Genomic DNA, 15,586 nt, shown 5'->3' with positions numbered 1-15,586 from the left:
CGTATATCTGATGCGTGGGAGTAAGTTTATGTTCTATTTTGCTTAACAAAGGGGCAGAATAGCGCCAAAACTTGCCAGAAGCATGATGGGAGTGATTTTGTTATCTGAGTTGAAAAATATCGCCCAACTGTTGGTCGAAAACAAACTATTGACCACCATTGGTGTTATCGTTTTTGTTAGCGTGATCCGCCGAATGATTTTACGTCATATTCGCGGCGACAGTAACTTCCTCAGTGAAGATCAACGCAAGTGGATCTCACGTACAAAAAACGGGGCATTTAGCCTGCTTTTACTGTTTTTGTTCTTATTTTGGAACACAGAAATTAGCGAGTTTGCCCTGTCGCTCACCGCCATTGCAGTCGCGGTGGTGGTGGCCTCCAAAGAGATCATCCTATGCTTTACCGGCTCAATTCAACGCGCCAGCTCACGGTCATTTCGTATCGGTGATTGGATTGAGGTCGGTAACTCTCGTGGCGAAGTGATCGAGCACAACTTAATGGCCACCAAAATTCAAGAGATTGATACCCACCATGGTCACTATTGCTATACCGGTAAAACAGCGACCTTACCGAATAGTCTGTTTTTCTCTACCACAGTGAAAAACCTGAACTTTATGAAGCGCTATGTCTATCACCATTTTCACTTGGTGATCCGGGGCGATATAAATTTATATCCCCATATTCCGGCGCTGCTGGCACGCATCGACGATCATAGCGAGGATTTTCTCGATATCGCTCGACGTTATAACCATGTGATTGAACGTCATGCGGGGGTGGATTTGCCTGGGCCTGAGCCTCATGTCTATTTGTCTCATACCGATACTGGCGAGCAACATGTCCACGTCCGCCTGTTCTGTCCGACCGAACGCGCCGCCGAACTCGAACAATTAATACGGGAAGACATTATGACGCTGTATTGCGAAAAGCTGCTCCCCGCAGCAGACGGCAAACTGAGCGAACAAACCGAGTTCACAGCGGCCGAAACGACCGCGCCTTCAACACCCGCTTGAGAGAATAAAGCGCTCGTGAGGATCACGCGCGCTATCAAGCGATCAACTGAGTGACAACGCATCACGTCCAAGTAAAACTCACAGTAAAAACAACGTCCCTAAGCCCAAGAAAGCGACAAAGCCGACGATGTCCGTCACTGTGGTTAAAATCACTGAGCCTGACAGTGCCGGATCAATCTTCAGCTTCTCTAATAACACTGGCACAAAAATCCCCGCCAATGCCGCACTGATGATATTGGCGACAATCGCAGCACCGATAACCGCACCAAGTCCCCAGCTTTCAAACCAGTAACCCGCAATGGCACCAATCACAAGCGCCCAAAGCACACCATTAAGCAGCCCCACTTTAAATTCCTTGCTCAAAAGAGGCTTTAGGTTAGCTTTAGAGATTTGCCCGAGCGCGAGGCCTCGCACGATCAGCGTCAAGGTTTGACTACCGGCGATCCCCCCCATGGATGCGACCACGGGCATGAGTACCGCCAGCGCGACAACCTGCTGCAACGTTGCTTCAAATAGACCGATAAACCATGACGCGAGAAAGGCTGTCATCAGGTTCACCCCAAGCCATAACGCACGGTTGCGCGCACTTTTCATTACCGGGGAGAATAAATCTTCATCTTCATCCAAGCCCGCTGTGGCCATAATTTGCGCTTCTGCCCGTTCCGCTTGCATCTCATAAGCCGTGCCCAAATCAAGTCGTCCAATCAACATATTACCGTCATCCAGCACGGGCAGTGCGATTTCTTCACTGCTCGCGACTGTGTCAGCGCTGGTATAAATATCATCACGTGCGTTCAAGCTGGGGAACTGTTCACGGACCAGCTCACTGATTTTTAGCACCCCGTCCGCGCCGAACAGCTTATGAATAGGGACAGCCCCGACCCAGATGCCTCGACTGTCGACAACGAAGACATGATCACAATATTTGGGCATCACACGGCGCAGTAAACGCAGTACCACATTGACTTTTGTTTTGGCGGGCACCACTAAGGGTTGATGATCACACCAATGCCCCACTTGGTTATCCGCATACTGTTGTGCCGAGGCATAGCGTTGCTTTTGCTCCGAGTCCATACGACCGAGCGCTTCTTCTAGCAGCGGTTCGGTCAACACATCTTGCAACTCCAACAAGGTGTCCGCGTCGAGATCAGCAAAAAGCGTATGGAGTTGTGCCTCATCAACGGCACGGATCACCGCCTCACCGGCGTCATCACGCATTTCCGCCAACACTGGCAGTTGTAACGAGGGAGAGAGTTGTTCCCAAAAGCCCACACGATCGTTGACGGGCAAGGCTTCCAACAACAGAGCGAGGCTATCCACACCGTGTGCTTGCTCTATCTCTTGTATCGTCTCGGGCGCATCTTGATCGACTTTTGATAGCAAATCGTCAATCACTTCTTGTCTATCACTCGTTTGCATGGTATTTCCTTCTCAACGGTCATCATGTGCACAGCAGTCCAGCGAACCGCCCCCGGCAGGGGCCCTCAGCTGTCTCCTATATGCGATGATAGTGCCGTTTCCAGTGTGCGATGGTTATCACATATCATCGCCGATTTTTCAGATTCTTACCACGAATAACCGCTATCACTTCTATGGTGAAAGCAAGGCAGAGCACTAACGAGTAATGATAACAATGCCGGTTCAATCAACGGAAAAAGTGTGTGTAGGTTGGCGTGAGTGGATTAGCCTCCCCGACCTCAATATTGCGCGTATAAAAGCCAAAATTGATACGGGCGCGCGGACTTCATGCTTACATACCTTCAAAATCGAAGAGTTTGAGAAAGGAGACGTCACCTGGGTTCGTTTTTGGATCCATCCTCACCAAGGCGATGACAAGCATGTGATTCAAGCAGAAGCGCCCGTGCTTGCGCGTCGTGTCGTGCGCGACTCTGGCGGGCATGAGCAACTTCGCTATGTGATTCAGACCACACTTAAAGCCGGTGAACTGTGTTATCCCATAGAGATGACACTCACCGCACGCGATAACATGCGCTTTCGTATGCTGTTAGGTCGTACCGCAATGACGGGAAACGTCATTGTCGATCCTATGCATTCATTTCTGCTTGGCAAATAAGAGCCCTAACCACAATGAAAATCGGTATCCTTTCCCGGAATAAAAACCTCTATTCCACTCGGCGCCTGATTGAAGCGTGCGAACAACGTGGCCATGAGTATAAAATTATTGACGCACTACGCTGTTATATGAGCATTAACTCGACACAACCGTCGATTCATCTCGCTGGCGAGGAGTTAGAGGGGTTTGACGCCATCATTCCGCGTATCGGCTCCTCAGTCACCTTTTATGGCTGTGCCGTATTGCGCCAGTTTGAAATGATGGGGGTTTTTCCTGTTAATGAGTCCGTGGCCATCACCCGCTCTAGAGACAAGCTAAGGTCAATGCAATTGCTGTCGCGCAAAGGCATAGGTATGCCGCATACTGGGTTTGCCAGCAAGCCGGGTGATGTGGGTGATTTGCTGGAAATGGTGGGCGGTGTCCCTGTGGTCGTCAAGCTGCTGGAAGGCACCCAAGGCATTGGTGTCGTCCTCGCCGAAACCAAAAAAGCAGCTGAAAGTGTGATTGAAGCCTTTATGGGCTTAAAAGCCGATATTTTGGTGCAGGAGTACATTAAAGAATCCAGCGGTGCTGATATTCGCTGCTTTGTGATTGGTGACAAGGTGATTGCGGCAATGAAACGTCAAGCCCAGCCAGGCGAGTTTCGCTCTAATTTACACCGCGGAGGCTCAGCATCCTTGGTTCGGATCACACCCGCAGAGCGACGCACAGCCATCGCAGCGGCCAAAGCTATGGGTCTCAATGTCGCCGGGGTTGATCTGCTGCGCTCAGAACGTGGCCCGCTTGTCATGGAAGTTAACTCCTCTCCAGGGCTAGAAGGCATTGAAAACGCGACCGGAAAAGATGTTGCTGGCATGGTCGTGGAATATATCGAAAAGAACGCTTACTCAAAAAGGACACGCACTCGTGGGAAGGGCTAAAAAAAACAAGGCCATCGAAATCGGTGGCGAGACCGTTAACCCAGGTGATCGTCTCAGCCTAGAGCTGGAAATCGCCAAGCTTTATACCCACGCACCGCTCAACGTGAGTATCGAGGTCCTTAACGGCAAATTATCGGGCCCCACACTGTTAATATGTGCGGCGATTCACGGCGATGAGCTCAATGGTATCGAAATTGTTCGCCAAATCATGGCCAGAACCGATACAAAAAAATTGCGCGGAACCATAATTGCGATTCCCGTTGTGAACGTGTTTGGGTTTATTCATAAATCTCGCTATCTACCAGATAGGCGAGACTTGAATCGCTCTTTTCCAGGTTCAGAACGTGGCTCTATTGCCGGGCGCATGGCGTATCAGCTTTTTAATGAAGTGATCAGTCAATGCACCCACGTGATCGATCTCCATACCGCCGCCATCCACCGCACCAATCTACCGCAGATCAGAGTCAACCTGGAGAATCAAGAGGCGGCGGCGATGGCGACTGCATTTTCCGCCCCTGTGGTTGTCGACGCCGCATTAAGAGACGGATCCTTACGCGCAGAGGCAGAAGCGATTGGCATTCCGGTGATCACCTATGAGGCCGGCGAAGCACTACGCTTTGAGCCTTACGCCATTAACGCAGGTGTTAGGGGGATCATACGCGTGATGCGCCACTTAGGCATGCTGCGTCAATCGCGGCGGAAATTACCGTACAAACCTGTCACAGCCAGAACAAGCCGTTGGGTACGTGCCGATGCAGATGGCATATTCCGCAGCCATATTGCCCTGGGTGAGATGGTCTCCAAGCAACAAGTCATCGGTATCATTTCTGATCCAGCAGGCAGTCAAGAGGTCGAGGTCATCGCTCCCCAGAGCGGCATCCTCATTGGGCAGCAAACACTGCCCGTGGTCAATGAAGGTGACGCTATCTTCCATATTGCTTTTTTCTCACAGTCTGATGATTTGATTGAACAACACTTGGAAGGTTATCGAGATCAAGTCAAAGACGACCAAGATGATGAGCTAAAATGGGGAATTGGCACCCTATCAACATGATCGCGTCACGAGAAACAAACCGTACTACTTGCATCGAGCCATAAGATTCATAACACTACGCGTTTTGTAGCACGGGCAGCCGCCCGTTCAATAAGAGGAACGACATCATGCTGACATGGCAAGACATCGTCGCTCGCAGTGAAAACGGTAATCTCACGCCGCCGTCGCGGGTTGAGAAAACAGACCAAGAGTGGCAAGCACAGCTCAGTGAAGAGACCTTTCGTGTTACCCGCCAAAAAGGCACAGAGCGCGCGTTTAGCTCAGGGATGTGCACGCTCTTTGAACCAGGGCGTTATGGATGTACATGCTGCGGCACCTTGCTGTTTGATGCGCATGAAAAGTTTGATTCGGGGACAGGCTGGCCGTCGTTTACGCAACCTGCGCAAGATGATGCCATCGCCTATCATAAAGATGGCAGCCACGGAATGACGCGAATTGAAACCACCTGTGCCACCTGTGACGCTCACCTTGGCCATGTATTCCCAGATGGCCCCGAGCCATCTGGCTTACGCTTTTGTATGAACGCCGTCGCGTTGAAAAAGCTCGATTAACCGTACCTTCCCCACTAAAAAAGCAGAGTCTAACCGCGGCTCTGCTACACTTAGCCATAAGCGAACTGCCACTATCAACCACTTTTCCATCCTATTGCATCGCACGACGCAGAGGTGACATGCTACTGGGGAGTTCTTTACCTGCCGCTCGCCACATATTGTTGTGGAGCCTCATTTACGGGGCGATCGTCTGGCTGGATATGCGTTATTTATCCGCGATACTCGATATCAATACGGTCACCTTACTCAATATTTCCAGTGGCCTAGCCGTGGTATTGTTCCGGCATCTAGGGCTGGGTTTACTGCTCCCTCTTATCTTGGCCGGTTCGTTGGGTCATGGCCTGGCGGCGGTTACGCGGATCGAATCGCTGCATCTCGCTACTGGTCTGTTTTTTGGTATATTTCTGACCCTCACCTCCGCATTATCCGCTTGGCTATGGCAGAAATACTATCCACATTGCCTGGATACCGTGCGGGCTCTTTTTCGATTTGTGCTCGTCGGATGCCTGTTACCCGCGATAGCAATGATGGCCATTGTCGCCATTCCTCTTTATATCGATGAGCAGTTAGTTCATGGGCGCCTACAATTCTTAACCATTGAATTTACCATGACTTACACCACATCAACGCTACTCTGGGTAAGCTTGTACACGGCTTGGCAAAGGCAGGGGTGTGACTGGCCAACACTCCGTTGGCAAAACGTAGCCTACGTCGCTGCCATTATGGCACTGACACTCATCAGCTTTTCCGTGTTTCCAGGCGCTATTTATATTGAGCTTGCTTTGCTGATTTATATCGCGTTCTCCGGCCATTGGCGTACGCTACTGGTTGGCCTTTGCGGCTTAATCATCGTGTCTATCTTAAGGGTACCATTCGATATGGGGGCATTCGCGATCCCTGACCTCTATGACGGCGTGTTAGCACTGCTTATTTTTATCTTCACCACCGTACTGGCCAGCATCAGTATTTCTATCCAAGTGATGGAATATAAAAATGCCGTTGCGGCAAGAGACAGCTGGCAACGAAAAGCCAGCCTGGATCCACTGACTGGCACCGTTAATCGCTACGGCCTATTGCCTGAATTAGCGATTGAGTACGAACGATCTCGGCGAGCGCGATACACCTATACGGTCGCCGTCATCGATGTCGATAACTTTAAGCAATTTAACGATACATACGGTCACTCCGCCGGCGATCGCGTCTTGCAAGATGTTGCTGCTGAGATAACACGCGCCGTTCGCCAAACCGACTTGGTGGCTCGATATGGAGGGGAAGAATTTGTGATTATCTTTCGCAATACTGACAGCCACGATGCGTACTACGTGGCCGAGCGTATTCGCCAACGTATTGCGACGAATACCTCACAGTTTGATAACCAATCGCTCACCTATACAGTCAGCTGTGGCTTATCCGAAAGCTGCCCAAACGATAGCCATCCTGAGCAGGTATTTGATCGCGCTGATGATCACCTATATACCGCCAAAAGCCTTGGGCGCAATCGTGTGGTGGTTGCGCCCAAGGAGGACCCGTGAAGCGCATTACTCGGCGATGCCGCCTTTAGTGAGCTTGGTTGGATCAAGCAGCTGCGAAAGCTTCTCTCGACCCAGATCGGTCTCTTCTTCGGCAACGTCGAGAATCGGGCGTCCTTGTTGATACGCTTTTTTAGCGATTTCAGCCGCTTTCAAGTACCCAACAACAGGGTTGAGGGCGGTGACCAAGATAGGGTTACGAGACAACGCAGCTTGCAGGTTATCTTCTCTCACTTTAAAGCTGCGAATCGCTTTATCGGCAAGCAGTCGGCTTGCGCCAGCGAGCAAGTTGATACTTTGCAACACATTCGCGGCAATCACTGGCAGCATCACGTTCAGCTCAAAATTCCCCGACTGACCCGCCACCGTCACCGTGGTGTCATTGCCCATCACCTGCGCAGACACCATCGCCGCCGACTCGGGAATAACGGGGTTGACCTTGCCTGGCATAATTGACGATCCTGGTTGCAACCCTTCCAGCTCGATCTCACCGAGTCCCGCAAGTGGCCCCGAGTTCATCCAGCGCAAATCATTGCTTAGTTTCATGGTTGCCACCGCGGTGGTTTTTAATTGACCATGAAGGGCCACCAGCGCATCTTGGCTGCCAATGGCAAAGAATGGGTTCTCACTGGCCGTAAAACCCGTCTTGCTCAGCGCGGCTACCGCTTCGGCAAAACGCTCAGCAAACAATGGGTGAGCATTGATCCCTGTGCCGACCGCTGTCCCTCCCTGCGCCAACGCGCGTACCGGCGACAAACTTTGGGTAATTTGTACCATGGCATGTTCAATTTGCTGCGACCAGGCATCCAGTTCTTGCGCCATGGTAACTGGCATGGCGTCCATTAAATGGGTACGCCCGGTTTTGACAATATCGCCAACGGACTGTTTCTTTTCATGCAAGGCATCACGCAAATGAGCCAGAGCAGGCAGCAGTTTTTGCTCGCAGCCTAACGTGGTACTGATCTGAATGGCCGTTGGCACGGCGTCATTGCTGCTTTGGCTCATGTTGACATGATCGTTGGGGCTAACCATCTCACCGGATTTTTCTGAGGCTAAGGTAGCAAGTACCTCGTTCATATTCATATTCGAACTGGTGCCCGACCCGGTTTGAAACACATCAACAGGAAACTGATCCAAGTGATTACCCGCCATGATTTCTTGTGCGCTCTCACAAATGGCGTCGGCAATCTTACGCTCTAACAACCCCAGTGACTCATTTGCTTGTGCCGCACCGTATTTCACCATCGCCAGTGCGCGAATAAAGTCTTCGGGCATGGTCTGATCACTGACCGCAAAGTTATTCACCGCACGTTGCGTTTGTGCCTGATACAAAGCCTGCTCAGGCACTTCAACGTCACCCATACTGTCTGTTTCAATACGTGTTTTCGCCATGATCATATCCTTTTATGTCGCCATGCCATTTCGATAATGGTTATCATTAACACATTAAAGTAGCTAAATGAAGTCAGTCACTGCATCTGTTGATAAAAAATCCGTGCCTCTTCGTCGTGCATCTCCTAGTATGGCGTCATTGTCACCCATAACGAGCAACATCATGCAAGACGAAACCAGTACCAGTATCGCTAACTTGATAGAAGTGGTTGAGAACCAGATTGCCGACCAAGAGCCTAAAAAGGTAGCAGAAACCTTGATGCGCCTACGTATGACCGGCTATTCACGCGATGAAGCTATCGAGTACATTGCCTGTGCATTAATGGTTGAGATCTACGACGTCAGCAATCACAACGGACAATTTACCCTGTCCCGCTATGAAGCCAACTTGGATACCCTGCCAGACATGCCATGGGCCGATGAAATTAATTTGGATATCGGTGAGTAACGCCTTCAGTTAAGCAATTACCCTAAAAGCCGCTCAGCGCGGCTTTAATTTTTAGAGTGGATAGACTTTCTCAAACTCTTCAAGCACCACATCCGAGTGCTCATCAAAATGCAGGCCGTGTGTTTTGGCGTATTGGGAGAAGTATCCCCAATGCGCTTCGTGCCAACACTGGTAAGAACCATCGCCCTCCCCTTCTCGTGCCGCAAATTCGGCGCTGACTTGGTTAAATGGGCAATAACTCACTTTAGTGGTTTTCACAATACAAACGGGCCGTTGGTGACCATTTAGCACGATTTTGTATTGACCTTTCTGCGGGGCCACCGCATTTTTCTCTTCCAAAGAGCTGCGCAACCGGCAGTGCGCTTTCTTTTTATTCAAGCTCACCAAGGTCGCGACTTCATTCGCTCTCACCGTATGATGGCTTAAGGTGTCCACCACCACGTACTCATCGGCTGGCCGTTGGTCCGAGGGAAGGGTCGCAAGATATTGATGCCAAAAGGCGTTTTGTTCTTCAGTCATGGGTCTCGCCTTGATTCTTATTGGTTTCTTTTTAAATGATTTCTTTATGAACAGTTTCTTGGACAACACTAACAACGGTGATCATAACGTGCAGACGCGCATTCGCCTATGCGCTGGCTAACGTTTCTAAGTTGCTTTGTGAATAAATTACACTTAAACATCAATCAAAGCCAATTTAAACCCAAAAAAAGCGGCCCTTTTGGCCGCTTGAGAGAATCATTCACCTTAATCGCTAATAAATGGCAATAAGGCTTGGTGTAGCCGATCAATTTCATCAACCGTGTTGTAATGCATCATACCGATGCGGATCACACCGCCCTTGTCTAAAACATCAAGCTGTTCACACAAGCCTTGCGCATAAAAGTGGCCGTTCCAGACACAAAAATTTTGCGCGCCGAGTGCTTGCGCAACCTCAGCTGGCTCAACTCCCTCTATACGTATCGCAAAGGTAGGGGTACGTTTATCGAGCAGATGATCGTCAGTAATGCCATAGATACGTACTTTGGGATAAGCGCGCATCAACTGAATAAAATGAGCAGACAGGGCCCGCTCATGTGCTTGATACTGCGCAAAGCTTGCCGCTAGTCTTTCTCGTAGTGAAGACGTTGGATCGCCCCATTGTGCAAGATACTCAACCGCGGCGATAAAGCCCGCAATGGCTTCAAAGCTTTGCGTGCCCGTTTCGAACCGGCCAGGGCCTTGATTAGTGGCAGGTTCTACTTTGTACGGTTTTAATGTCTGTACCCACTCAGGCGCGACATACACAAAACCAACATGGGGCCCAAAAAACTTATACGCCGAACAGGCAAGAAAGTCGCATCCGAGCGCTTGTACATCCACCAAGTGATGGGGCGCGTAATGCACCGCATCGACATACACTTTGGCGCCCACTTTTTTCGCCATCTCGACCACTTTTGCCACATCGACCAAACTGCCTGTGGTGTTTGAGGCGAGTGTCACCGCAACCAACTTGGTTTTATCGGTCATTAGGCTGGCAAGATGTGCCATATCGATAGAATACGTCGACTCGTCAACACGTACTTGTTTCACCGTCGCACCCTTATCGTGCGCCGCTTGCTGCCAGCTAGACACGTTTGAATAGTGGTCTAACGCGGAGACAATCACCTCGTCCCCCGCCTGCCATTCGCGACTGATTGCGCGGCTCAACGAGAAAGTCAAGGTGGTCATATTAGGCCCGAATACCATGCTTTCTGACGATGAGGCATTCACAAAGGCGGCCGCGACGTCACGTGCCCGCTGCATCAGTTCGGTGGTATAACGACCAGAGAAAAACTGGCCACCAAGGTTGGCGTTGTAGTGCCCTAGATAATCCACCATGGCATCAAGCACCGCACTCGGCACTTGCGCGCCGCCCGGACCATCAAAAAATGCAACGGGTTGACCGTTAATCAATTGCGCAAGCGCGGGAAAGTGTCCCCGAACAGCATGAGGTGAAAAGCCTGCTGGTGTCATCGTTACTTCCTTGTTGCTGTGAGTACAAATACATCCATCGTGCCCGGTTTCTGGTTATCCACGGGCGTAATTGGCTCAGCGTAATGCCACAGTGTACGGTCATCAAGTGCTGCCATTTGTCCCGGTGCCAGCGGCAAACTAAACAGCGGGGCGCTTGTTTTATGACTAAATACCTGAAAGTCACCGCCATCAATATTATCGCGGCCAATGCTCACAATGGCGATATGATCGAAGCCATCTTGGTGAACCCCCTCTGGGGCGACTTGTACCGACTGATTATCCGCCTGAATACGAATTTGGTGGATTTCAATATCGTTACCGTCGCTTAACTGATACATATCGCGGAAAGTGCGACACATGGCATGAAAGCCAGGCTTTTGCACGGTTTCTGATTCAATATCTTCAAATGTCCTCGCCACATCGCCTTGGAACTCGTTGATATCCGAGGTTTGCATAAACGGCCGTGGTGGTAGTTTTTCGACACCTTCATTGAAAACATGAACCACCGAGTAACGACGAAGTCGATAGCCGCCGTCTGCATGTGAAGTGCCGGGGAGATTATCAAACGAGGGTTGAAGCTGCTTGATGTCGTTATCATCCAGTTGATTGAGCTGCATGAGTAGTGAAGACGTAGTCATGGCGTTCTCCTTTTATCCGTACCGAAGCACGCATTGATGCCAGGGCCATTGCCAAGCACAATATTAACAAATGCGTTACATGTTATGTTTAACTAAATCCCCTACCATTTCCAGTTTCGACCCTAGATTTGTCGAGTTTAAAACCATCAATCAGAATGATTACCTACTAATAACCCTTAAGCCATTGAAAACCTCCAACCCAAAAGTTAACAATTAGTAAACATTAGCATTAACCACCAATTAAAAGGCAATGATCAATATTTTAAGTCGCACTATCGGCAGTTTACTGTCACGAAAAGTTGCCATATCCGATAAAACAGGATCTTATAGATAACGTTTTCGCGTGATTGCGACGGTCTATATCCGTTTTATCGCAAACGTCTAAACACATAATTCGCGCTATACTGATGAGATAGGCTCTGCAACGAGGGGAAATAATATGGCACGTCTTGCCATTCGGTGTTCATGTGGGCAAATGACAGGCGAGATCATTGATGCACAGCAAAGCCAACGTTGTGTGTGCTTTTGCAGTGATTGCCAGGCCTATGCGCAAACACTGGGCTACTATACTGAACTCGAGCCAGGCGGCGGCACAGAAGTGCTACAAATTACGCCATCGCAGCTCCGCATTTATCGCGGCCGAGATCAATTAACCTGTTTGAGACTGAGCGAACGAGGTCTATACCGCTGGTATACCCATTGTTGTCAAACGCCTATCGCCAATACCATTCATGCCGATATTCCTTTTGTTGGCGTGGTGAGTGCTTGCTATCAGATTGAAGGCGATAATGAAGAAGAAATCGGCCCGGTTCGCTGGTATGTGCAAGGACAAGATGCTCGCTCAACGCCTACAGCAAACAAGGTTCACGCAAGATTTCCATTGCGCCTGATGGTTATCACTGCCGTAAAGGGCTTGTGGGCACGGCTACTGGGTAAACATCGTCCGAATGTCTTTTTTGACCGTGAAGGGCGTCCGCGTGGTCTGATTCATCATGTGGAGCAATCAGCCCCCTCATCGAGAAGGAAACAGCCTCTGCCGTGACAAGATAAGGTAAGACCGATGGGAGTGATAGGTTGTAGCGTGATAACAACGCTTTAACTTCATCATCAGCCCATTTACAATAGAGCTGTAAAATCAAGCAATCCCCCGAGCGAGGCGACAGCCTTCTAGGCAAGGTCGCCTCTCTTATTCACAATAACGGACAAGGGGAGGCATCCGTGAGCAACCCATCTCAACACCCAGATAGTTTCAACACCCGACGTACTCTACATGTCAACGGTGAAACCTACGACTACTATCGCCTGGACGCACTGTCCGATAATTTCGAGATCAGTCGTTTACCCTACTGCTTAAAAGTCCTGCTAGAGAACTTGCTACGTAAAGAAGATGGCAAGAATGTCTCCGCAGACGATATTCGTACGCTTTGCCAATGGCAAGCCGATAAAGCTGGGCAAGATCAGGTAAACTTCACGCCTGCTCGTGTCGTGCTTCAAGACTTCACTGGCGTACCTGCGGTGGTTGATTTAGCGGCGATGCGTGCCGCCATGCGCGAATTGAAAGGAGATCCAGCCAAAATCAACCCGCTTGGTGCGGTTGATCTTGTCATCGACCACTCGGTCATGGTGGATGACTACGGCAACCCTGATTCCTTGCAGAAAAACACCGAGATTGAGTTTGAGCGTAACAGCGAGCGCTACCAGTTTTTGCGCTGGGGTCAACAAGCCTTCTCTAACTTCCGCGTAGTGCCACCTGGCACTGGGATTGTGCACCAAGTAAACCTTGAGTATTTAGCCCCGGGTGTACTGGTGGAAGAGCAAGGCGGCAACAAGTTAGCCATGCCAGATACCCTGGTAGGTACAGACTCACATACCACCATGATCAACGGTTTAGGCGTGCTCGGTTGGGGCGTGGGGGGGATCGAAGCAGAAGCGGCGATGCTCGGCCAGCCTATCACCATGCTGATCCCAGAAGTGGTTGGTTTTGAGCTAAAAGGTGAGCTGCCTGCTTCCGCTACCGCCACTGATTTAGTACTCACCGTCACCCAGATGCTACGTGAACGCGGTGTGGTGGGTAAATTTGTTGAGTTTTATGGCCCCGGGCTCGCCAAATTACCGCTGGCTGACCGTGCGACCATTGCCAATATGGCGCCCGAGTATGGTGCAACCTGTGGCATCTTCCCGATTGATAATGAAACCCTCAACTATATGCGCCTGACAGGCCGCACTGATGAGCAAATCACACTGGTCGAAACCTACGCCAAAGCACAAGGTCTGTGGCGTGATGACGACGCACCCGTTGCCGATTACAGTGACACACTCCATCTCGACCTCGGCGATGTGGTTCCAAGTCTTGCTGGCCCCAAACGCCCACAGGACAGAATTGCATTAACCGACGCCAAAGCCCAGTTCGATCAGCTGTTGGAAAAAGAGCAAGCGGCAGCAAATAACCTGATCGCCAGTTTTGCCAGTGAAGGCGGACAAACCGCGGTCGATAATCCTAGCCTTCGCGAACAAGGTAAAGTGGAGGTCGACTATAACGGTGAGCGATTTACGCTTGAGCATGGGGCCGTTGTGATTGCGGCAATCACCTCCTGCACCAACACCTCGAACCCGGCCGTATTGGTGGCTGCAGGGTTGGTGGCACAAAAAGCACGTGAGCGAGGCTTAAACACCAAGCCTTGGGTGAAAACCTCTCTCGCACCTGGTTCTCAGGTGGTGCCTGCCTATCTAGAAAATGTTGGCCTACTTGAACCACTTGCCGAACTTGGCTTTAACATTGTTGGCTTTGGCTGTACCACCTGTATTGGTAACTCAGGGCCGCTACCTGAGCCTATCACTGAAGCCATTCGCTCGGCGGATCTGCTTGCGACCAGCGTGCTTTCCGGTAATCGCAACTTTGAAGGCCGTATTCACCAAGATGTGAAAGCCAACTATCTCGCCTCACCCCCGTTAGTGGTGGCCTATGCACTGGCGGGTAATATGAATGTCGATGTCCTTAAGGAGCCATTAGGACAAGATGAAAACGGTAAGCCTGTTTACCTCAAAGACATTTGGCCAACCCCGCAGGAAGTGGCGCAAACTATCCAATCCGCAATGACGGAAGGGCTGTACCAAGACAAATACGCGGATGTGTTTGCCGGCACAGACGCATGGCGTAAACTGCCGGTGCCTGAAGATGAGATTTATTCATGGCCTGACTCCACTTACGTTAAAAAACCAACCTACTTTGACGGCATGACCATGGCACTGCCGGAAATGAAACCGATTAAAGGCGCACGCTGTGTGGTCAAAGTCGGTGATTCGATCACGACCGACCACATCTCACCCGCCGGCGCAATTAAGCCAGATAGTCCAGCGGGCGAGTATTTGAAATCTAAAGGCGTTGAGCCAAAAGATTTCAACAGCTACGGCTCACGCCGAGGCAACCACGAGGTGATGGTACGTGGCACCTTTGCCAACGTGCGCTTGAAAAACCAAATGGCGCCGGGCACCGAGGGCGGTATGACTACCTATTTGCCCACCAATGAGCAAATGAGCATCTATGAAGCGGCCCAACGCTATCAAAAAGATAATACGCCATTAGTCGTGCTTGCGGGTAAAGAGTACGGGACAGGGTCGAGCCGTGACTGGGCCGCCAAGGGTACCAACTTGCTGGGTATCAAAGCCGTCATTGCTGAAAGCTTCGAGCGTATTCACCGCTCTAACTTAGTAGGCTTTGGCGTGTTGCCACTACAATTTAAAGAGGGTGATTCCGTCGAATCACTTGGGTTGGATGGGACAGAAGTGTTCGACTTTGACGAGATCAAGGGCGAACCCTCTACCCTCAAGGTACGTGCAGTTCGGGATGATAAAACCATGGAGTTTGACGTCAACGTCCGCATCGATACAGCCGTTGAATGGGATTACTACCGCCATGGCGGCATTCTCCACTACGTGCTGCGCCAACTCGCTAGCTAATACTGGCACCAATACCCAAAAG

General features: G+C 50.5%; 14 protein-coding genes. 9 read left to right on the top strand and 5 right to left on the bottom strand.

Annotation, left to right across the window (positions count from 1 at the left end; translation table 11 throughout):
• Positions 1-97 precede the first annotated feature (97 nt).
• Complete coding sequence (locus FCN78_RS15195; RefSeq protein WP_235607550.1) at positions 98-1,009, top strand: mechanosensitive ion channel family protein; 912 nt, start codon at positions 98-100, stop codon at positions 1,007-1,009.
• A 78-nt stretch (positions 1,010-1,087) separates the two neighbouring features.
• On the opposite strand, the gene FCN78_RS15190 is transcribed toward FCN78_RS15195, so the two are convergent.
• A complete protein-coding gene (locus FCN78_RS15190; protein WP_077599710.1) occupies positions 1,088-2,428 on the bottom strand; it encodes a magnesium transporter in 1,341 nt (446 codons plus the stop codon).
• Positions 2,429-2,642: 214 nt separating this feature from the next.
• On the opposite strand from FCN78_RS15190, the gene FCN78_RS15185 reads away from it, so the two are divergent.
• From FCN78_RS15185 to FCN78_RS15165, 5 genes are all read left to right on the top strand, one after another.
• Positions 2,643-3,083 carry an ATP-dependent zinc protease family protein gene (locus tag FCN78_RS15185; RefSeq protein ID WP_077658893.1) on the top strand — a complete coding sequence of 147 codons (441 nt, stop codon included), beginning with the start codon at positions 2,643-2,645 and terminating at the stop codon, positions 3,081-3,083.
• 14 nt (positions 3,084-3,097) lie between these two features.
• Entirely contained in the window at positions 3,098-4,003 is a 906-nt protein-coding gene (gene rimK / locus FCN78_RS15180) for a 30S ribosomal protein S6--L-glutamate ligase (RefSeq protein WP_069360827.1), read from the top strand.
• A complete protein-coding gene (locus tag FCN78_RS15175) occupies positions 3,990-5,057 on the top strand; it encodes a succinylglutamate desuccinylase/aspartoacylase family protein (RefSeq protein WP_077520346.1) in 1,068 nt (355 codons plus the stop codon). Before rimK ends, FCN78_RS15175 begins: the two co-directional genes overlap by 14 nt.
• Before the next feature lie 107 nt (positions 5,058-5,164).
• A complete protein-coding gene (msrB, locus tag FCN78_RS15170; protein WP_069360829.1) occupies positions 5,165-5,608 on the top strand; it encodes a peptide-methionine (R)-S-oxide reductase MsrB in 444 nt (147 codons plus the stop codon).
• Positions 5,609-5,727: 119 nt separating this feature from the next.
• Complete coding sequence (locus FCN78_RS15165) at positions 5,728-7,140, top strand: GGDEF domain-containing protein (RefSeq protein ID WP_077658894.1); 1,413 nt, start codon at positions 5,728-5,730, stop codon at positions 7,138-7,140.
• A 6-nt stretch (positions 7,141-7,146) separates the two neighbouring features.
• Here FCN78_RS15165 and FCN78_RS15160 read toward each other — a convergent pair whose 3' ends face one another.
• Positions 7,147-8,532, bottom strand: a complete 1,386-nt coding sequence (locus tag FCN78_RS15160) for a class II fumarate hydratase (RefSeq protein WP_100297971.1) — start codon at positions 8,530-8,532, stop codon at positions 7,147-7,149.
• Positions 8,533-8,692: 160 nt separating this feature from the next.
• On the opposite strand from FCN78_RS15160, the gene FCN78_RS15155 reads away from it, so the two are divergent.
• Entirely contained in the window at positions 8,693-8,977 is a 285-nt protein-coding gene (locus tag FCN78_RS15155; RefSeq protein ID WP_077599713.1) for a hypothetical protein, read from the top strand.
• Positions 8,978-9,028: 51 nt separating this feature from the next.
• Here the strand turns inward: FCN78_RS15155 and FCN78_RS15150 are convergent, their stop codons facing one another.
• From FCN78_RS15150 to FCN78_RS15140, 3 genes are all read right to left on the bottom strand, one after another.
• Positions 9,029-9,496 carry an ASCH domain-containing protein gene (locus FCN78_RS15150; protein ID WP_069360833.1) on the bottom strand — a complete coding sequence of 156 codons (468 nt, stop codon included), beginning with the start codon at positions 9,494-9,496 and terminating at the stop codon, positions 9,029-9,031.
• 225 nt (positions 9,497-9,721) lie between these two features.
• Complete coding sequence (locus FCN78_RS15145; RefSeq protein WP_077658895.1) at positions 9,722-10,969, bottom strand: cysteine desulfurase-like protein; 1,248 nt, start codon at positions 10,967-10,969, stop codon at positions 9,722-9,724.
• Positions 10,970-10,971: 2 nt separating this feature from the next.
• A complete protein-coding gene (locus FCN78_RS15140) occupies positions 10,972-11,607 on the bottom strand; it encodes a 2OG-Fe dioxygenase family protein (protein WP_069360835.1) in 636 nt (211 codons plus the stop codon).
• 439 nt (positions 11,608-12,046) lie between these two features.
• Here FCN78_RS15140 and FCN78_RS15135 point away from each other — a divergent pair, with 439 nt between their 5' ends.
• Both FCN78_RS15135 and acnA read left to right on the top strand, forming a co-directional pair.
• Positions 12,047-12,649, top strand: coding sequence for a DUF6151 family protein (locus FCN78_RS15135; RefSeq protein ID WP_077658896.1), 603 nt, complete (start codon positions 12,047-12,049; stop codon positions 12,647-12,649).
• Between the two features lie 176 nt (positions 12,650-12,825).
• Complete coding sequence (gene acnA / locus FCN78_RS15130; RefSeq protein ID WP_077658897.1) at positions 12,826-15,564, top strand: aconitate hydratase AcnA; 2,739 nt, start codon at positions 12,826-12,828, stop codon at positions 15,562-15,564.
• Positions 15,565-15,586: the final 22 nt, after the last annotated feature.

This window comes from Salinivibrio kushneri (genome assembly GCF_005280275.1).
Classification (GTDB): Bacteria; Pseudomonadota; Gammaproteobacteria; order Enterobacterales; family Vibrionaceae; genus Salinivibrio; species Salinivibrio kushneri.
The sequence above is the reverse complement of the archived record's forward strand: the minus strand, read 5'-3'. Positions and strand labels throughout refer to the sequence as shown.